The organism is Jeotgalibaca sp. MA1X17-3, assembly GCF_021513155.1.
In the GTDB taxonomy this organism is placed as follows: domain Bacteria; phylum Bacillota; class Bacilli; order Lactobacillales; family Aerococcaceae; genus Jeotgalibaca.
In genome coordinates this window covers 2,059,231-2,077,815 of sequence record NZ_CP090983.1, presented here as the reverse complement: position 1 = coordinate 2,077,815, position 18,585 = coordinate 2,059,231, and the positions used below count along the sequence as shown (strand labels likewise).

18 protein-coding genes are annotated in these 18,585 nt (G+C 37.0%); 9 read left to right on the top strand and 9 right to left on the bottom strand.

Annotation, left to right across the window (positions count from 1 at the left end):
- Positions 1 to 174: 174 nt before the first annotated feature.
- A complete protein-coding gene (locus LZ578_RS10390; RefSeq protein WP_235145108.1) occupies positions 175 to 1,551 on the top strand; it encodes an MATE family efflux transporter in 1,377 nt (458 codons plus the stop codon).
- Between the two features lie 408 nt (positions 1,552 to 1,959).
- Positions 1,960 to 2,433 (top strand): histidine phosphatase family protein, encoded by a 474-nt coding sequence (locus LZ578_RS10385; protein WP_235145107.1) that lies wholly within the window; start codon positions 1,960 to 1,962, stop codon positions 2,431 to 2,433.
- Between the two features lie 61 nt (positions 2,434 to 2,494).
- Here the strand turns inward: LZ578_RS10385 and ftsH are convergent, their stop codons facing one another.
- The 3 genes from ftsH to LZ578_RS12530 form a co-directional block, all read right to left on the bottom strand.
- Complete coding sequence (gene ftsH / locus LZ578_RS10380; protein ID WP_255763983.1) at positions 2,495 to 4,294, bottom strand: ATP-dependent zinc metalloprotease FtsH; 1,800 nt, start codon at positions 4,292 to 4,294, stop codon at positions 2,495 to 2,497.
- Between the two features lie 66 nt (positions 4,295 to 4,360).
- A complete protein-coding gene (locus LZ578_RS10375) occupies positions 4,361 to 4,690 on the bottom strand; it encodes a MarR family winged helix-turn-helix transcriptional regulator (RefSeq protein ID WP_235145105.1) in 330 nt (109 codons plus the stop codon).
- A gap of 29 nt (positions 4,691 to 4,719) precedes the next feature.
- Positions 4,720 to 4,845, bottom strand: coding sequence for a hypothetical protein (locus LZ578_RS12530; RefSeq protein WP_255763865.1), 126 nt, complete (start codon positions 4,843 to 4,845; stop codon positions 4,720 to 4,722).
- Between the two features lie 198 nt (positions 4,846 to 5,043).
- On the opposite strand from LZ578_RS12530, the gene LZ578_RS10370 reads away from it, so the two are divergent.
- Positions 5,044 to 5,547 (top strand): methylated-DNA--[protein]-cysteine S-methyltransferase, encoded by a 504-nt coding sequence (locus tag LZ578_RS10370; RefSeq protein WP_235145104.1) that lies wholly within the window; start codon positions 5,044 to 5,046, stop codon positions 5,545 to 5,547.
- A 65-nt stretch (positions 5,548 to 5,612) separates the two neighbouring features.
- Here the strand turns inward: LZ578_RS10370 and LZ578_RS10365 are convergent, their stop codons facing one another.
- The 4 genes from LZ578_RS10365 to LZ578_RS10350 all read right to left on the bottom strand — a co-directional run bounded on the left by LZ578_RS10365 (position 5,613) and on the right by LZ578_RS10350 (position 9,637).
- The gene (locus tag LZ578_RS10365) at positions 5,613 to 6,287 is read right to left on the bottom strand and encodes an amino acid ABC transporter permease (protein ID WP_235146450.1); all 675 of its coding nucleotides are present in this window, start codon (positions 6,285 to 6,287) and stop codon (positions 5,613 to 5,615) included.
- Between the two features lie 46 nt (positions 6,288 to 6,333).
- Positions 6,334 to 7,215 carry a transporter substrate-binding domain-containing protein gene (locus tag LZ578_RS10360; RefSeq protein WP_235145103.1) on the bottom strand — a complete coding sequence of 294 codons (882 nt, stop codon included), beginning with the start codon at positions 7,213 to 7,215 and terminating at the stop codon, positions 6,334 to 6,336.
- Positions 7,216 to 7,467: 252 nt separating this feature from the next.
- Complete coding sequence (locus LZ578_RS10355) at positions 7,468 to 8,145, bottom strand: P-II family nitrogen regulator (RefSeq protein WP_235145102.1); 678 nt, start codon at positions 8,143 to 8,145, stop codon at positions 7,468 to 7,470.
- A complete protein-coding gene (locus tag LZ578_RS10350; RefSeq protein ID WP_235145101.1) occupies positions 8,138 to 9,637 on the bottom strand; it encodes a DUF1538 domain-containing protein in 1,500 nt (499 codons plus the stop codon). Before LZ578_RS10350 ends, LZ578_RS10355 begins: the two co-directional genes overlap by 8 nt.
- Positions 9,638 to 9,879: 242 nt before the next feature.
- Here LZ578_RS10350 and LZ578_RS10345 point away from each other — a divergent pair, with 242 nt between their 5' ends.
- The 4 genes from LZ578_RS10345 to LZ578_RS10330 all read left to right on the top strand — a co-directional run bounded on the left by LZ578_RS10345 (position 9,880) and on the right by LZ578_RS10330 (position 14,268).
- Positions 9,880 to 10,752, top strand: a complete 873-nt coding sequence (locus tag LZ578_RS10345; protein ID WP_235145100.1) for a metallophosphoesterase — start codon at positions 9,880 to 9,882, stop codon at positions 10,750 to 10,752.
- 184 nt (positions 10,753 to 10,936) lie between these two features.
- Positions 10,937 to 11,806, top strand: coding sequence for an aldo/keto reductase (locus LZ578_RS10340; RefSeq protein ID WP_235145099.1), 870 nt, complete (start codon positions 10,937 to 10,939; stop codon positions 11,804 to 11,806).
- A 121-nt stretch (positions 11,807 to 11,927) separates the two neighbouring features.
- Positions 11,928 to 12,926 carry a Gfo/Idh/MocA family protein gene (locus tag LZ578_RS10335; RefSeq protein WP_235145098.1) on the top strand — a complete coding sequence of 333 codons (999 nt, stop codon included), beginning with the start codon at positions 11,928 to 11,930 and terminating at the stop codon, positions 12,924 to 12,926.
- A 52-nt stretch (positions 12,927 to 12,978) separates the two neighbouring features.
- Positions 12,979 to 14,268, top strand: coding sequence for a DEAD/DEAH box helicase (locus tag LZ578_RS10330; RefSeq protein WP_235145097.1), 1,290 nt, complete (start codon positions 12,979 to 12,981; stop codon positions 14,266 to 14,268).
- Between the two features lie 90 nt (positions 14,269 to 14,358).
- On the opposite strand, the gene LZ578_RS10325 is transcribed toward LZ578_RS10330, so the two are convergent.
- Positions 14,359 to 14,751: a hypothetical protein gene (locus tag LZ578_RS10325; protein WP_235145096.1), complete on the bottom strand. Its 393-nt coding sequence runs from the start codon at positions 14,749 to 14,751 to the stop codon at positions 14,359 to 14,361.
- A gap of 277 nt (positions 14,752 to 15,028) precedes the next feature.
- Between LZ578_RS10325 and LZ578_RS10320 the strand changes: the two genes are divergently transcribed.
- Positions 15,029 to 16,063 (top strand): GMP reductase, encoded by a 1,035-nt coding sequence (locus tag LZ578_RS10320; RefSeq protein WP_235145095.1) that lies wholly within the window; start codon positions 15,029 to 15,031, stop codon positions 16,061 to 16,063.
- Between the two features lie 65 nt (positions 16,064 to 16,128).
- Here the strand turns inward: LZ578_RS10320 and LZ578_RS10315 are convergent, their stop codons facing one another.
- Positions 16,129 to 16,980: an AraC family transcriptional regulator gene (locus LZ578_RS10315; RefSeq protein WP_235145094.1), complete on the bottom strand. Its 852-nt coding sequence runs from the start codon at positions 16,978 to 16,980 to the stop codon at positions 16,129 to 16,131.
- A gap of 161 nt (positions 16,981 to 17,141) precedes the next feature.
- On the opposite strand from LZ578_RS10315, the gene LZ578_RS10310 reads away from it, so the two are divergent.
- Positions 17,142 to 18,518 (top strand): carbohydrate ABC transporter substrate-binding protein, encoded by a 1,377-nt coding sequence (locus tag LZ578_RS10310; protein WP_235145093.1) that lies wholly within the window; start codon positions 17,142 to 17,144, stop codon positions 18,516 to 18,518.
- Positions 18,519 to 18,585 lie beyond the last annotated feature (67 nt).

Genomic DNA, 18,585 nt, shown 5'->3' with positions numbered 1-18,585 from the left:
GAATTAGGTGTCATTTTATTAACAGAAATATTAATAAAAAAATTTATGGTAAACTTTACTTTAACTATATTGCCACATTCTAACAAAATCGAATATTAGAAAACCAAAACAATTTGTAGTATACTGTTTACATTATTTAAATTCAAAAATAAAAAAGATTGGAAGTTACAAAACATGTTGGGGAGTAAGAAAAAGTTTGAGTTCAAGAATCCTGTAAATAATGAAATTTTAAATATTGCATGGCCTGTTTTAATCGAATTAATTCTAGGCTCTGTTTTTGGAATGATTGATATGATGATGTTAGGGAATATCGCCAATCCAGATTATGCGGCTTCTGCGGTTGCTTCAGTTGGAGTTACCAATCAACCTCTCTTTCTAGGATTAGCCGTTGTACAAGCCTTAAATGTTGGAGGAACAGCAATCGTAGCGAGGTACTATGGTGCTGGTAAAAAAAGCAAAATGGAAAATGTTACGAAACATGTAATGATTATCAGTATGATCCTCTCCTTACCAATTGCCGTTTTCGGATTTATCTATGCAGGGAAAATTATGGCATTTATGGGTGCCGAACAACACACCATTGATATAGGAATTAATTACTTCCGAATCATTTGTATTAGTTACTTATTCCAATCTTATAACTTTAGTATTACGGGATCTCTTCGTGGAATTGGAGAAACCAAAGTACCGATGCACATCAATATACGAGTGAACTTTCTCAACGTAATTGGAAATGCTATTTTAATTTACGGTCTACTAGGTTTTCCTACTTTAGGCGTAGTAGGAGCAGCTGTTTCAACAGCATTTGCGAACCTAATCGCTAGTATCTTTATGACACGCTACTTAATGTCTGGGAAGAGCGAATTACTTTTCTCCTTTAAAAATAAATTTAAGTTTTCTAAACGCACAATGAGAAATCTGGTTACCATTGGATTACCTTCTGCATTGGAACAAGTAGTCTTACGAACAGGAATCATCTTATTTGTACAAGTCGTATCAGGATTAGGAACGGTTGTTTTTGCGGCTCACCAAATTGGTACAAATATCTTGTCGCTTTCTTTCGTAATTGGTCAGTCATTTGGTATTGCCGCTTCTTCATTAGTAGGGAAGTCTCTCGGAGCTAGAGATTCTGATGCGGCACAAAGGTATGCCCATCAAGCTTCCAAGATGGGAAGTGCGTCCGGTTTTATTATTGGAATCCTGATGTTTGTCGGTGCACCATTTCTAGTAGGGCTCTACTCCAGTGATCCAGCCATTATCGAGAACGGAGCGATCGCTCTTCGCATGGCAGCAGTGATGCAACCCTTTCAAGCGAATCAACTTATTGTAGCTGGATCGCTACGCGGTGCCGGGGATACACGTTTCCCACTAATCTCCACCTTTATCGGGATTTTAGGAGTAAGGGTAATCTTAGCAAATGTCTTTATCAAAGTGTTTGCTCTAGGCTTAATGGGTGCTTGGCTTGCTGTGATCATTGACCAATTTGTTCGCTGGGTGATGATTCAATGGCGCTTCCGTTCAGGAAAATGGAAACATGTACAATTTGTTTAAAGAAGTAGGACTGAGAATATTCTCAGTCCTTTTTTCTTTGGTAAAAATGCTAGAGTTTAGAGAAGTGAGGTAGTTGGTTGCGCTATGCCCGTGAATTACGTCTGTAGCGCCACGAAGAGCTCATGTTGGTTGCGGTATGCCTCCGAATTACGTCTATATCGCTACGAAGAGCTCATGTTGGTTGCGGTATGCCCGCGAATTACGTCTATAGCGCGACGAAGAGCTCATGTTAGTTGTGCTATCCCTCCAAATTACATCTGTACCGCAACAAGCCTCACCACATAGCTGCACAAACAACACAGAAAAAGGTAATAATCCTTTAATTTTTTACAAAAGTTCGAGATGGTATACTTAAGATAGGATGAAACAACAAACAACCATTTTTTTTAATCATGAGGAGGAAACGAGATGTTAGGTGAATTGATTCTGATTCGTCATGGGGATGCAGAAAAAAGAACGACTGATAAACCGGATTCTGAACGAAGACTGACTGACAAAGGAAAGGAAGAATTCAAAGTATTTACAAAAACCTTGTATCCATTTTTAAAAGAAAAATCTCATCTGAAAATATGGACGAGCCCTTTAATACGGGCAAAGGAAACCGCTGAAATTTTAATGAATACTCTTGATTGCTCAGAAATAGAAGAAAAAAGGTTTCTTGCTAGTGGAAACTTTGAAGAGTTTTTGAAACAACTACAAGCAGAAAAAGATGATTTTACCCTTATCTGTATAGGGCACGAACCTTATACAGGTTTTTGGACAAAAGAATTAACGGGGATTAATGTTAATTTTGAGAAAGGAACTGCGGCTCGGATTATTTTTGATGATTCGGAAGATGGTCTGGGGAAATTAGATTGGAAACTAACACCGAAGTCCAAATAAAAAAATCTCCTACAGCAGAAAATAAAACTGCTTGTGGGAGATTTTTTATCTACGTACTATTTTAAGCTTCGTTTAGGATATTCATGAATTCTTGCCCAGAAATAGATTCTTTAACAAGTAAATGATGAGAAAGTTCATGTAATTTATTTAAGTTTTCACTTAGAATAGTTCCTGCTTTTTCATGAGCAGTGCGAAGAAGTTCCATTACTTCTTGATCCACTCGTTCAGCAGTTCCTGACGAAACGTTCATCGTTGAGTCGCCACCTAAATATTGATTGGTTTGTGTTTCAATTTGCATCATACCGAATGTATCACTCATTCCGTAACGAGTAATCATCGCACGAGCAATTTTAGTCATTTGTTCGATATCATTAGAAGCTCCAGTTGACTGGGCTCCGAAAATAATTTCTTCCGCAGCACGTCCACCAGCTAGTGTAACCAATTTATTATACAATTCGTTTCGGCTCATCAATGATTTTTCGCCTTCTTCGATTTGCATCGTATATCCTAAGGCACCAGAAGTGCGGGGGATAATGGTTATCTTATGAACAGGTGCAGATTCTGTTTGAAGTGCGGCTACTAATGCGTGACCCACCTCATGATACGAAACAATTTCTTTTTCTTTTGGTGATATAACCGCATTTTTACGTTGATATCCAGCAATAACTGTTTCTACAGATTCTTCTAAATCTTCCTGTTTTACTTCTTTATGATTCTCACGTACGGCTCGTAAAGCAGCTTCATTGATGATATTTGCTAACTCAGCACCGGATGCACCACTAGTTGCGCGAGCAATCGTATTGTAGTCAATGTTACTTGAATCCATTTTATAGTTTTGAGCATGTACACGTAAAATAGCTTCGCGGCCAGCCAAGTCTGGAAGTTCCACCGGTACACGACGGTCAAAACGACCTGGTCGTAAGAGAGCAGCATCTAAAGATTCAGGACGGTTGGTTGCAGCTAAAATGACTACGCCTTTGTTTGCTTCAAATCCATCCATTTCTGCCAATAGTTGATTCAAGGTTTGTTCTCTCTCGTCATTTCCAGAGAATCCACCACTATCTCTTTTTTTACCAATCGTATCAATCTCATCAATAAAGACAATACAAGGAGCTTTTTCATTTGCTTGTTTAAATAAATCACGTACCTTAGCAGCACCGCGACCAACGAACATTTCCACAAACTCTGAACCGGAAATACTAAAGAATGGCACATCCGCTTCACCAGCAACAGCTTTGGCAAGCAACGTTTTCCCTGTCCCAGGAGGTCCTACTAATAGAACACCTTTTGGATTTTTTGCACCAATCTCTTTATATTTTTCTGGTTGATGTAAATAATCAACTACTTCAGATAAAGCTTCTTTTGCTTCGTCTTGTCCAGCAACGTCACCAAAACGTTTAGAATCGCCAGCTTTTACATACACTTTTGCTTTAGAGTCTCCAAAAGAAAGAGCTCCTCCAGCACCGCCACCGCCCATTCGTTTCGCCATTTGTTTAGAAAGAAACGAACCTAGCAGCCAGAAAATACCAATCATTAATACCCAAGAGAAAAGGAAACTGGTAATAGGTGAAACTTCAGTAGGGATTTCACTAGCAAAAACAACATTTGCTTCTTCCAGACGATCTACCAAGTTAGGATCATCTATGAGCCCTGTATTATAAATAGTTGCTTCATCAGATTCATCTCTTACAACAAAGGTAATTTCATTTGAGAGCATTTTAACTTCTGTTACATTTCCTTTATCAACCTCGCTGATAAATTGACTGTAAGGAACTTCTTCTATCGTTTCTTTTGTTAGAATCGGTGAAATAATTGCATCCCACACCATTACAACTGCGAAACTGATTAATAAATAATAAATTAATGGTTTTCGGTTATTATTACCAAGGGGGTTGTTAAATGAAAAACTCTTTTTTCTTTTTTGTTTTTATTCTTTTGTTCTTTTGGCATCCTGACTTTCTTCCTTTCGTTGTTCCAAATTAATTAATTCTATAACTTTCTTTAGTTCTTTTAGCCCCAGATGAATGTGAGAAATAGTCTCCTCATCTACTTCATCAAGAAATGGCTCATAGTGAGCATGCAAATATTCATTCAGAGAATGAATCGCTTCTCTTCCTTTTTTGGAAAGACTTAAGGAAATGTAACGTTCGTCATCAAGACGTCTTTCTCGCACGATCCATCCTTGTTTTTCTAATTTCTTGCAGAGTGTAGAGGTATTTCCATTACTCATTTTCATGGAAGTTGCTAGATTGTTCAAGGGTGGATTTTTCGAACGATCCAATTCAATTAAAAGTCGAAATTGAAGGGGGTGAGCCCATATTTTTTAGCAGTAGGTGCAACAATCAGGTCTTTTGATTCCTGAATTACTTCCAGCAAGTCCCAAAGTTCCTTGACTAAAAATTGATTTTTCAAGAAAAACACTTCATTTCTAAAATAGTTTTGAACAATAACTATTCTACTACAAAAATAAAAAAATAGGTAATCAGATACTCAACTTTATAAATAATTAAATATTTTAATATCCTAAGTCAATCATAGCAAAAGAGTTTGAAGAAAATATGATTAATCTGTTACTCTACATATGGTAAAATGAAAGAATAGAAGGAGGGGATGGATATTTTTTATAAAATAATAACGTCACCGATTGGAATGTATCTGCTTGTAGAAAGTGAAAAAGGGATTTCCTTTGTAGAACACTTAGACTCTGAAGAAGCAGAAAGCCAGAAAATGAATAGAGCAGAAGCCACTCGCAAAGATACTCCGCTTCTTTTGGAAACGGCACGACAAATGGAAGAGTACTTTAAAGGAGAACGTCATACATTTGATATACCTATGGATACCCATGGCACCCCTTTCCAACAACAAGTATGGCTTGAGCTGCAACGAATTCCTTACGGTGAAGTTCGTACGTACAAGGAAATTGCAGCTGCAATAGATAATCCTAAGGCAGTCCGTGCAGTAGGGATGGCAAATAATCGAAATCCGATTTCTATTATGACACCATGCCATCGTGTAATTGGAAGCAACGGATCTTTAGTTGGATATGCCGGAGGACTCGATGTAAAAGAATTCTTATTGAATTTAGAAACGGTCAACCAATTTAATACGCATTAAAACATTAAAAAACGTACACATTCGACGATTATATAAGCCGAGTATGTACGTTTTTTGTAAGAAATTTAATAAGATCCAAATCGTTTCTCTAACCGTTGTTGAAGGAGCGAATACATAGAACAAATTCCCCAATAAATAAGAGCAACCAGAATGTACATGGTCATATAATCATTTTCACGACCACCTACAATTTTGGCATTTTGAAAAATATCAGGAACTGTAATCATGGCTGCTAAGGAAGAGCCCTTCACTAAATCTAAAATCACATTAGATAAAGGCGGAACAGCAATCCGCATAGCTTGAGGAACAATAATTTTCCATAGAACTGCTTGTCTACCTAACCCAAGGGACAAACCTGCTTCCCATTGCCCTTTATCGATTGCGGAAAGAGCTGAGCGAATAATTTCTGCGATGTAAGCAGAAGAGCTTAGACTGAATCCAAGGATTGCTGCCGGTACCGCATCAAAATAAATACCGATAAATGGGAAACCGAAGTATAAAATAAACAATAAAACGAGAGTAGGAGTCCCACGCATAAAAGAAACGTACAGACGTGAAAAACCTCTTAAAATGGAAAAGGGAGAGAGTCGCATCAAAGCTAGGAAAAAGCCCAAAATCATTCCGAATAGAAATCCTAATCCTGATATGAGGAGCGTATATCCAATTCCACTAAGGACGTACCCAAAACTGTCAATGGCTAGTCCCACATTAAAGATGTATTCCCATTTTATGTTTGTTATATCCACGTCTATACCTACTTTCTACCTAGAATATAAGGTTCCTAAACTACTCTTTGATTTCAATAACAGGTAAATCATCTACATTGTCTAAAGGTTGAGAAACATCCTCGCCACCAAAGAATTGTTTAGAAAGTTCAGCTAGTATCCCTTCTTCATTCAATTCAGCAATAACAGGATCAATTTTTTCTTTTACAGATGAATCATCTTTACTTAAAACGATTCCTTGCTCAGAAGGATTATATTTCAAATCGGACATTTTGACACCTAAATCTGCAAATTTCTGAACAGCGGTATTGGAAACGTAATAGTCATTCGGGATAAAATCGGTTCTTTCACTCGCAACATCACGGAAAAAAATATCATTTGTAGCATTATCATACGTAACAGGTTCAGCGCCTAATTGTTTAGCTAAAGTCATATACGTTGTTGTAGCACCACCTGCTGCTTTTTTACCTTCCCAATCTTCCATTGTTTTAATTCCTGAATCATCAGAAGTACGAACAACCAAACCACCAAATGAGTATTTATAAGGATCAGCGAATAAGTAATCTTCTTCACGCTTAGCAGTAATATCAAATCCATTAGCAGCCGCATCCACTTGACCACTTTGTACCGCAGTCAGCATGCCGTCCACACCCATTTCCATAAATTCAATTTCTACGTCTAGACGATCGGCAATTTTTTTTACTACTTCTATTTCATATCCAGTTAATTCATTATCTTCACCATGATAAGAACTTGGGAAAAGAGTTCCAGATGTAGCTACTTTCCAAACGCCTTTTTCTTCAATTTTGTCCCATTGAGTCTCAGAGACAGATAAATCAGTACCTTCTGTAGAGTTCCCATCGGTTGAATTCCCGCAAGCTGCAAGCATAAAAGAAGAAAGTACCGCAATGCCGCCTAATAGCTTTTTTTTATTGAAAATCATTTATGAATCGCTCCTTTTTTGTTTTACATACATATAACCATAGCATGGTTAAAAGAGGATAGCAACCATATTTTTATTAAAAATGGTACAGTTAAAAAACGCTGTTTATATGTGAAAATATTATCATTTAAAGGGTCTATATAACGAAATGAATAAGAGTAGTACAGATGTATTTAAAAATAGAACAGTGTATAGTGGATACAAAAAAGAGGCTCAGATATAAGCTCCGAGCCTGATTCTTTTATAAAAAAATTATTTTTTTCGTTGATAAATCCCTCTTACATACATTGCATCCATACTAAAGAAAATACCGAAATCTTTTTCATGAAAAGGTAACTGTTCGACTAATTCCTTTTCGACGGTGTCTGCCATTTTTTTATCTACTAAATTTAAGACAATATCTTTCTCAGAATTCAGTTCAATCCCAAAAACTTTAATGACGGTTTCAGCAAAGGCACCTTGGCCTTGTAATAAAGTTCCACCGGTTCCAGCAGTTTTTTTAATGACATCGACAACCTTTTCTCCTTCATCTTCAGCTACAATCGAAACGAATAGTTCATAATCTGATTGTTGTGGAGGGGAATCTTCAAGAATATTCAACCGTTCTCCTTGAGTTCCGACAATGTGAGAAAGTGGAGTAGAGAAAATGATTCCTCGATTCGGTTGGTCTAAATGGAACGATCGATTAATATGTTCAATGACTGGCAGTGTTTTCTCACGTTTAGTTACGATTAACAAGACTTCTTTTCGAACTTCACGTAAACCTAATTTCCGTAAAAGCCCACTACTAACCGTTCCACGTGCTAGAGTAATGGTTCCACCAGTTACTCCTTCTTTCTTAGCTTCATTTAAAACCTTACTAGCTTTACCAATATTTACAATCACAAAAATCAAATCAAAGATAGGCGTTTCCTTTGATGAGTTATTCAATGTGTACTCCCTCCTTTTTAGTAGATCGATGCTCATAGATCGCACCTAGTAATTGTAATGAAAGAATGGGCATCATTGCAACCATAGCGATCATTCCAAAACCCTCTCGTAAAACATCGGCATGAGGAATAATATCCGCAACGCCTTGAATGAAAGCTAGGATAAACGTTGCGGTCATTGGACCGGAAGCAACTCCTCCGGCATCAAAAGCCATTCCTACGAAGAGATTGGGTACTTTGAAAGCTAAAATAAGTGCAATAATATAACCTGGAACAAGGTAATGCCATAATTGAATCCAAGGAACCAATACACGGATGACAGAAAGGAAGACTGCCAGTCCAACCCCAGCAGAAAGGAAAGACAGAACGATTCCGCGGTTTACGGATCCATTTGTAACTTCTTCTATTTGGTGGGTTAGTACATAAACGGCAGGTTCCGCTAGAATAACGACAAGCCCCAGTACAAAACCGATGACGAGAAGTGGTACTTTACTTTCCATACCACCAATAATCATTCCTAATTGGCGTCCTACGTTCATAAACCCTGCATTTACACCCGTTAAAAATAATACAAGTCCAATGTAAAGATAAAAGACCCCTAATAAGATATGATTAATTTGTTGAAAGGAAAGTTTTTTCTTTGCGATGAAAAATTGATACATCAAGAAAATGAGTAAAATGGGTGCAAGAGCAATCACGACTTCCCAAGCGATTTCAGGTAACATTTTAGTAAAAGGAGCTAATATGGAAGTGTATGGAGTAGTATCTACTTCAAGAGTTCCTGTTAATCCTTCACCGTTTCCTACAAACAATCCCAATACTAATACAGCAAGGATGGCACCACTTGAGGAAATTCCTACCAATCCAAAACTATCAATCTCAGATGAAGCCGAATCACGATTCAATGAGGAAACACCTAATGCCAATGCTAGCATGAAGGGAACGGTTAACGCACCAGTTGTGGAACCGGATGCATCAAAAGCTATAGCGAATAAATCTGAAGAACTAAAATATGCCAAAATAAAAATAGCAATATAAATGATTAAGAAAACATTTCGCAGAGGATAACGATATACAATGCGGAATAAACCTAATGTCATTAATGCAGCAACACCAATGGATACCGTAACAAGTAAGAGTATACTAGAAATAGCACTACCCGTTACTTCTTCTACTTGTCCAGCCAAAATGATTAAATCTGGTTCTGCAATCGAGATAAAGAATCCTAGTAAAAGTCCCATAACTAATACAAATTTTAAACTGTTACTTCGAGCAATTCCTTTACCTAGGAAGTTTCCGATGGGGGTGATTCCAATATCAACACCAAACAGAAAAATAGATAAACCGATAACAATTAATAAGGCACCAACAAGGAAATGTGAAAATTCCATTTGAGGTAAAGGGGCAAGTGTAAAATGTAAGAAGACTACCAGTAAGGTAATCGGTAAAACAGCCTGAAGGACTTCCTTCAGCTTTTCGAAAAATACTTCCATATAGCTACTCCCTTTCTTATTTGTTTTTAAATTACACTAAATTTACGTATACAACCAATTATAACACTGATTAGCCCAAAAGAATAGAACGGAGACTCATTCTTAGCGAATGAAGGTAGTTGGTTGATGTCATTGAATCTTATAAATAAAAGTAGTAAAACTTTGACGTCTCTTCAATAGAAACGTAAAATAAGCATAAACAATCGAAGAAAAAAACTATCAATCATTTGGAGTGGTAATTAATGAGTATGAAGAAAAAATTAACGAAGAGCCTAGCCACTATTGGTGGAGTAGCTGCGTATCTTTATACGCAAAATAGATGGATTGAAAAAACAGAGTATGTTATTTCGTTAGAAAATCTAGATTCACAAAATGAAGGAATAAAAATTGCCCACCTTTCTGATATTCATATGCCGAACCAAGATATTAATCTAGAGAAGCTCTTGGAGATAATCAAAGATGAGCAGCCCGATTTTATTTTTATGACGGGAGATCAGGTAGATGCGGCTTATCCATTTGATGTAAAAGAAACAACAGCTTTTTTTAAACAGTTAACAAAAATAGCACCCGTTTATGCAGTAAATGGAAATCATGATATTCATTCACCTAATATAGATCAGCTGCCAGAAGTGTATGAGGAGTCAGGAGTAACCTTACTGGTTGATGATGTTTATTCTGTTTTACTTCCTGGAAGAAGGCCCCTTGTTATTATGGGACTGGCAGAACCCACTACTCTTTTACAAAAGCAATTAAGTGATCCAATGAAACCAATCATCATTCGAGATGACTGGCAAGAACAAACTCGATTATTATTAGCCCATCGCCCAGAACGATTTGAAAAATACCATCAAGATTCTGCAAATGAACCTGATTTGACTTTTTCAGGTCATGCCCATGGCGGACAAATCCGAATTCCAAAAATAGGAGGCCTTTTCTCACCCGGACAAGGAAAAATGCCAAAGCATACCGCAGGAGTATTCGTACTAGCTTCTGATCAAACGAAGAAAATGGTAATTAGCAGGGGGTTAGGACCTTCCCAATTTCCATTGCGGATTAATAACCGCCCAGAATTAGTGATGGTGACTCTAAAGAAGCCTTCGCAAGATAAAATTTAAAATAAAGAGAGTCACAAAAATGGTACCTAAATAGGAAAGAGGTTGGGCTTCCCCCCAGTTTCTTTCTTTTTGTTTGGAAAAGATTCCAAATATCATAGAGTCTTCCATAAGCAGAAGGAACACCTTTGCAAACGCTATCACGAAAAGGTAAACTAAAGGAAACGAATGAAGGAGTGCAGACAACATGTTGAAAAATGTAATGGATCGCTTACCTTTGAATGACGGTTATACGATTCCAGGAATAGGCTTTGGAACTTCGGGGATTCCTGATCGAGACGCAGAAGAACTGATTTTTATGGCAATTATGCGTGGATACCGACTAATTGATACAGCTAGTTGGTATAAGAATGAAGAAGGGGTAGGTCGTGGAATAAAAAAAGCCATTAATGCGGGTATTTCACGAGAAGATATTTTTGTCGTGTCAAAAGTATGGAAAGATGAGATGGGCTATCATGAAACTGCTGAGGCTTTTGAGAGAAGTTACGAACGATTAGGTTTGGATTATATTGATCTCTATTTAATTCATTGGCCTAGTAGTAAAGAAAGAGAAAATTTAGAAACGTGGAGAGCACTAGAAGAACTAAAAGATTCGGGACGCGTGAGAAGTATTGGTGTTTCTAATTTTAATCGTGGCGAATTAAATGAAATCCTCAAAGAATCCCGTGTCAAACCGAGTGTCAATCAACTCCCAGTTAATCCCGAGAATAGCAATGCTGATTTGGATGATTTTTGCTACAGCAATAATATTGTGGTGATGGGATACAGCCCGCTGGGAGCAGGGAAAGTAAATAAAGACAAAAAGTTAGCTACTATTGGAAATAAATATTACAAATCACCCGCACAAATTGCTTTAAAATGGAGCATCGATCGAGATGTAGTGCCTATCCCCAAAACAAGTCATGCTGAAAGAATGGTTGAAAATTTAGAGTTATTTGATTTTGAATTAACGGAAGAAGATATGGAATTACTGAATAGTATAGACCAGCAGAATGATTCTTCTAGAAAACGAAAAGATGATAATCAAGGAAGACGACACGGTTCAAGAAGAAGCTAATAAAGGAACGTTCAAAGGCTTTACTCCAATAAAACTAATTTGGAGCAAAGCTTTTTTGGTTTAGAGCTATAGGAAATCCAAATAAAATGGTAAGATAGTAAAAAAGTAGAGGATGATGAATATGTTTGCAATTGGAATGATCGGAACAAGTAGTATTTCACATACATTTGCCACAGCCCTTCAGTTGTCAGGAGAATTTCAAATGAAAGCTGTTTACAGCCGAACACTGTCAACTGCGAAAAATTTTGGAAAAACCTATGATGCAGAATTATTTTTTGATGATCTAGAAGAATTCATGGCTTCGCCAGAACTCGATGTAGTCTACATAGCATCTCCAAATAGTCTTCATTTTTCTCAAACGATGTTGGCTTTACAACACGGAAAACATGTTATTGTGGAGAAGCCCTCTTTTTCTAATACAAAAGAATGGAACGCTGCCTTTCAGTTGGCAGATGAACAAGGCCTGTTTCTTTTTGAAGCAGCTCGTCATATTCACGATCCCAACTATAAGCTTATAAAAAATGAGATTGCTAAAATGGAAAGCTTAGATAGTGCTGTTTTAAATTTTGGCAAATATTCCTCTCGATACGACCAAGTGCTGGAAGGCCAAGAGCCCAATATATTTTCTTTGGATTTTTCAGGAGGAGCCTGGATGGATCTGGGGATATACCTTCTTTATGCAGCCATTGATTGGTTTGGTGTCCCAGAATCAGGGGAATACTTTGCAAAGAAAATTCAAACAGGTGTAGATGGAGCCGGTACAGCAGTCTTGCGCTACCCATTTTTCGATGTTACGTTGCATGTATCCAAAATGAATAATCTATTGTTAGGCTCAGAAGTTCATTCTGGCCAACAAACATTACTCATTGACTCTGTTAGTACTCCAGCTTCGATTCAATGGTATAACGGTGAAATCGGAGGAAAAATCCAGTTAGCTGTTCCTCCAAGTGAACATGTAATGGTGGATGAGGCAAAAGAGTTCGCGCGTATTTTAAAAAATCCCGACCATACAGAAAATCAAAAAGACTATGCAGAGTGGAAACAACTAAGTTATGATGTAACCTTCTGGCTAGAAAAACTGCGAAAAGAAGCAGATATCATCTTTAAAGCAGATCAGTAAAAATAAAAGAATAAATAAAGAAGTAGACTGTAAAAAAGGAATGGTAATAAAAATGATGATTGAAAAACTGGACAACCGTTTTAGAGAATACTGGGATGGGATGGAATTTCAGCTACCTACTCCGATTCAAGAGAGTGTGTATCAACCGCTATTAAATGGAAAAGATGTTGTGGGTTTATCTCCTACTGGTTCAGGGAAAACCTTGGCATATGCATTACCATTGTTAGAAAAAGCAATTCCCAATGAAGGGTTGCAAGTATTAGTACTGGCACCTTCACAAGAATTAGCAGTTCAAGTTGGAAGTGTATTAGAAGAGTGGGGAAAGCTGAAAGATTTACGAGTTCAAACCATTATTGGTGGAGCGAATACAACCCGCCAAATTGAAAAACTGCGAGACAAACCAGAAGTAGTAGTCGGAACACCAGGACGATTATTAGAATTGGCAAACCAAAGAAAATTAAAAGTACATCAAATAAAAGCAGTTGTATTAGATGAAGCAGACTATCTTTTGCAAGAAGAGCATCTGCCACTATTACGCGACTTTATTAAAAAAATGCCTGGTCAAAGACAGATGGCGTTCTTTTCTGCTACCTCTAGTAAAGTATTGGAAAACATCGATCGCTGGTTCAATACTGAACCAGAATTTTTTGATGCTTCTGATCAAGGGAATTTACATGAGCAAACGGAACATGGCTATATAACCATTGATAATCGAAAACGAGCAGAAATGCTACGTCGTTTAGGTAATATTCCTGGTATGCAAGGATTAGTATTTGTAAATGCAACCCAAGAACTTGATTTTTTAGCTGAAAAATTACAGTTTGAAGGTATCGAAGTCCGTATGTTACACAGTGAATATGGAAAGTCACAGCGTCAACATGCCTTGGAAGAGTTTCGTAAAGGAAATGCAGTCTTTTTACTAACGACGGATGTATCTGCTCGTGGAATTGACATTGCAGATTTGCCTTATGTGATTCATTATGACTTGCCACAGACTAAAGAAATGTATTTGCATCGATCAGGTCGAACCGGACGAATGGGTAAAAAAGGAAGAGTTCTTTCCATTGTAACGGAACGCAGCGTGCGCGATGTGCGTAAATTTATTCCAGGTGCAATGACTTTTACTGAATGGTACTTATACGGCGGCGATTTAGTTGATGAACTTCCTAAACGTACTTTCGAAGACAAAACAGTTGAAAAAGTAAAACCCGTAAGAGAAAAGAAAAAATCAGAAACAGCTTCTGTAAGGAAAACAGAGATAGAGAAGCCTCTTGAAAAGAAAAAAATGAAAAAGAAGATTCGAGCTAAAAAACAAAAGAACAAAGGAGCTAGACGGAAGTAATTTTTACGCCGGATTCCTCAAATAAAAAATCATTCCAACCAAAACGTTAGATATTTGGTTGGGGTGTTTTTTTATGTGCATAGAAAGTCACTATTCATACCATTTTGTTAAAGTAGTGAGACTAACATTTCGAATCGTTTCTATAGATAGTGTATGAATTCCATCTTCAGTTTGTAGAAAAAGCTGTTCATGGTCCACTCCTAGAATATATCCAACGAAGTCTTTAGGGTAATGACCGTTTTCTAAGATACTCATCTGAATCGCAACTTCTCGTTTTAAGTGGTATCCATCTGCTAAAATACTAGCTCGCTTTTCTTTGGACTGCTTTAATTTAGGCGGAATAAATGCACGGTCTTTCACTTCTTGTTCCATCTGTTCATTGTGATCTGAAAGAAGAAATCCTTGCCATTTTAACATTCCGCGATCCTGATATCCCAATTCATCTGGCGTATAATAACTATTTCCTCCTTTTTGATACATCATTCTCCACTCCTATTTGAAATCAGTTTACACTCATTATACGAACACACGTTCAATAAGTAAAGGCTAATTTATTTGTAAAGATAAACTACTTAAAAATAAAGCGCCACTCATTTTATTATTCCTTTTTACTGACTGGAACTTTGACAATAAGGTGAAAATAGTGTAAATTACTAAAGGGACAGGACGTTACGGACAGAATTACTAAAAAATGTTCGTGTTCTGATATCTGTGTAAAGCTGTCCTAAGATGGTGCACTAGCAGAAGGGGATTTTGATAAATGAAAATATTTGATTATGAAGATGTACAGTTGATTCCGAATAAATGTATCGTGAAAAGCCGTTCAGAATGCGACACCTCAGTTGAATTAGGTGGACGCACTTTTAAGATGCCTGTAGTTCCAGCGAACATGCAGACCATTTTAGATGAGGAGCTAGCAATGAAACTAGCTGCAGAAGGTTACTTTTACATTATGCACCGTTTTGATGAGGAAGCACGTATTCCTTTTATCAAAAAAATGCACGAAAAAGATTTGTATGCTTCTATTAGTCTAGGAATCAAAGAAGCAGAATTTGGCTTCGTTGATGAACTAGCTGCGAATCATACCATTCCTGAATACATCACTATTGATGTAGCTCATGGACACTCTGATCAAGTGATTAAAATGATAAAATATGTTAAACAAGTGATCCCGACAACATTCCTGATTGCAGGAAATGTAGGAACTCCAGAAGGGGTACGTGAATTAGAAAACGCAGGAGCAGATGCTACGAAAGTAGGAATTGGCCCTGGTAAAGTTTGTACAACCAAGATTAAAACTGGTTTTGGTACGGGCGGCTGGCAATTAGGAGCGGTAAGTTGGTGTTCAAAAGCAGCGCGTAAACCAATCATTGCAGATGGCGGCGTACGTACAAATGGAGATATTGCAAAATCAATTCGCTTTGGAGCAACGATGGTAATGGTTGGATCTGTATTAGCAGGACACGATGAATCTCCAGGTGAAACAAAAGAAATTAACGGAAACCTGTATAAAGAGTACTTTGGTAGTGCCTCTGAATATCAAAAAGGTGAACGAAAAAACGTGGAAGGTAAGAAGATTTTGACACCTTACCGCGGTACGATTATGGATACACTAACTGAAATGCAACAAGATTTACAGTCTTCTATTTCTTATGCAGGTGGACGCGACTTAGCAGCCATCCGTAAATGTGATTATGTATTAGTGAAAAACTCCATCTATAATGGAGATAGCACAAACCAAGCCATCATCGAAGCCGGAAGATCTTCCTATGGTGAAGGCGACACAATTCTATAAAACAATCAAAAGTACGACTTACTTTTTTTAACGTAAGTCGTACTTTTGATTATAAAAACTAAAAGTTAAGATTGCTTACTTAAATCTTCCTTTTTACTTTTTCTATATTCTTGAGGTGAAAGTTTCGTGATTCGTTTAAAAGCTTGAGAAAAATAAGAAGCAGAAGAAAAGCCAGTTAAAGAAGCGATAAAGGCTATGGGATGGTCTGTTGATTCAAGTAGGTGCATACTTTTACCAATACGGATTTTGTTTAGATATTCAATAGGTGAAACTCCCATACTTTTTTTAAAAGAATGAGCTAGGTAATATTTATTCATGTGACTGATTTCTGCTAATTGATCTAAAGAAATTGAATCATGGTAGTTCCGATCAATAAAATGTTTGACAACAGAGATGTCTTTGTTAAATAAAGGTAAGGTAGTTTTTTCTAACTCTATTCGATTTCCTCGGAATAAATGAACTAAAAGAACTTCTAGTAAATTATGACTGATTAATGAATCTTGATATCGTGTTTTTTTTACTTCACTTAGCAATATTTTTAAAATAAATTGAATTTCTTTTTTATCTTCTTTTATGTCATAAATAGAAAAAGGAATGAGTTCTCCATTTTCAGCATCTTTAAAAGATAATCCTCGAAATCCTAACGCAATGTATTCAACTGGATCGTTAGGATTTGATCTTTCTGTATGTTGGATGTTTTCGTTGACTAGAATAACTTGATTGGTTTCGAAAGGAATTTGTCCAGTAGTAGAAACAAAGTGACCACTTCCTTTAGTAATGTACATCATTTCTGTAAAGAAATGACTATGGAAAGTACTATGCCAATCGTCTCCATAAATTGATTCCGTGACATACAGTAGTTGAACAGGTAAATGCTGTACTTCTTTATCTTTGACCTCATATACTTGAGTAGACACAATCATACTCCCTTTCTAATGTTTAACTGGTTTCTATTTTATGTTTAATTTATATAGAAAGCAATAAATATAAAAAAATGGACAACAATCACGTTGTGAAAGCGTTTTTTTCTTTGTATACTTGAATTAGATAAACGAACAAAAAATGGGGAGGAATAGTAATGAATAAAAAATATCTTTTAGCTGGAAGTACATTAGTATTGAGCTTGGCATTGGCAGCATGTGGAACAGGTGGAGACACAGCGGATAGTACAGTTGATACAGGTACAACTGGATCAGATGTTGCTTCTACCAGTACAGACGTTGCCAAAGAAGATGTTACGCTACATATCGCAGCATTGGAGTCGGCTTATGGAAATGAAGTATGGGATAGAATTGCAGAGGCTTATGAAGAAGTAAATGACAACGTAACGATTGACCTGACACTTGAAAAAAATCTCGAACAAGTCGTTCGTCCGAATATGCAAGCGGGTGAATACCCAGATTTAATGCTTCTTGCAGTGGCTAGAGAAGAAGGTCTTACAGAGACACTGATTAAAGAAAAAGGGATAGAAGAAATTACTGATGTTCTAGATATGAACGTTTTTGGTGAAGATGTAAAAGTAAAAGATAAAATGCTACCTGGATTTACAGATACGTTAGTAACGAATCCTTATGGAGATAACAAAACATATCTAGCTCCAATGTTCTATAGTCCTACAGGGCTTTTCTACAACAAAGCATTATTTGAAGAAAAAGGTTGGGAAATACCTGAGACTTGGGATCAAATGTGGACATTGGGTGATCAAGCTGCCGAAGAGGGGATTTCTCTATTCACATACCCTGTAGCTGGTTATTTAGATACGCTAGTAAATTCCCTGTTATACTCGTCTGGTGGCCCTGATTTTTACGACAAAGCTATGAACTATGAAGAAGGTATTTGGGTGTCTGAAGAAGCAACAGAAGTGTTTGATACTCTTGGTAAACTTGGGGAATACACACACCCAACTACTGTTGCAAATGCTAATCCAAATGACTATATCAAAAACCAACAATTATTATTAGACAACGAAGCGTTATTCATGCCAAATGGTACATGGGTAGTAGGCGAAATGGCAGAAGCTCCTCGAGCAGATGGTTTTGAGTGGGCGATGACTCCAGCTCCAGCGATAGATGGTGGCGACACATACGCGTATACTTTCTTTGAACAAATGTGGATTCCTTCTGAAGCTGAAAATATTGATGCAGCAAAAGAATTTATGACTTTTGTATATTCTGATAAAGCAGCAGAAATTTTTGCTGAAGCAGGGGCGATGCAACCTATTGAAGGTATGGTAGAAAAAATGTCTCCAGAAAATCAAGTTTACTATAATATTTATGATGAAGGAACTCTTCCAGCTCTAGGTGGATTTGCATCTACAAAACCAGTTCCTGGAGTAAGTATGAAAGAAACTCTATTCTTCTCAATGGACAGTGTAGTTTCAGGAAATACTTCTGTAGAGCAATGGCAAAAAGATGTTGAAGATGTTAGTGGTAAATTACGAGATGCAAAAGAATAATTTTTTTCAAACCTATTCTTTTTAAATAAACAAGCAAAACTAAACGGTGAGGAGAATACTCCCTCAC

Bases quoted from the DNA above. Each gene is read 5' to 3' on its own strand.
- LZ578_RS10340 (WP_235145099.1), top strand. From the start codon at position 10,937: ATGTTGAAAAATGTAATGGATCGCTTACCTTTGAATGACGGTTATACG.
- LZ578_RS10320 (WP_235145095.1), top strand. From the start codon at position 15,029: ATGAAAATATTTGATTATGAAGATGTACAGTTGATTCCGAATAAATGT.
- LZ578_RS10390 (WP_235145108.1), top strand. From the start codon at position 175: ATGTTGGGGAGTAAGAAAAAGTTTGAGTTCAAGAATCCTGTAAATAAT.
- LZ578_RS10325 (WP_235145096.1), bottom strand. From the start codon at position 14,751: ATGATGTATCAAAAAGGAGGAAATAGTTATTATACGCCAGATGAATTG.
- LZ578_RS10350 (WP_235145101.1), bottom strand. From the start codon at position 9,637: ATGGAAGTATTTTTCGAAAAGCTGAAGGAAGTCCTTCAGGCTGTTTTA.
- LZ578_RS10360 (WP_235145103.1), bottom strand. From the start codon at position 7,215: ATGATTTTCAATAAAAAAAAGCTATTAGGCGGCATTGCGGTACTTTCT.
- LZ578_RS10310 (WP_235145093.1), top strand. From the start codon at position 17,142: ATGAATAAAAAATATCTTTTAGCTGGAAGTACATTAGTATTGAGCTTG.
- LZ578_RS10345 (WP_235145100.1), top strand. From the start codon at position 9,880: ATGAGTATGAAGAAAAAATTAACGAAGAGCCTAGCCACTATTGGTGGA.
- LZ578_RS10330 (WP_235145097.1), top strand. From the start codon at position 12,979: ATGATGATTGAAAAACTGGACAACCGTTTTAGAGAATACTGGGATGGG.
- LZ578_RS10335 (WP_235145098.1), top strand. From the start codon at position 11,928: ATGTTTGCAATTGGAATGATCGGAACAAGTAGTATTTCACATACATTT.
- LZ578_RS10370 (WP_235145104.1), top strand. From the start codon at position 5,044: ATGGATATTTTTTATAAAATAATAACGTCACCGATTGGAATGTATCTG.
- LZ578_RS10385 (WP_235145107.1), top strand. From the start codon at position 1,960: ATGTTAGGTGAATTGATTCTGATTCGTCATGGGGATGCAGAAAAAAGA.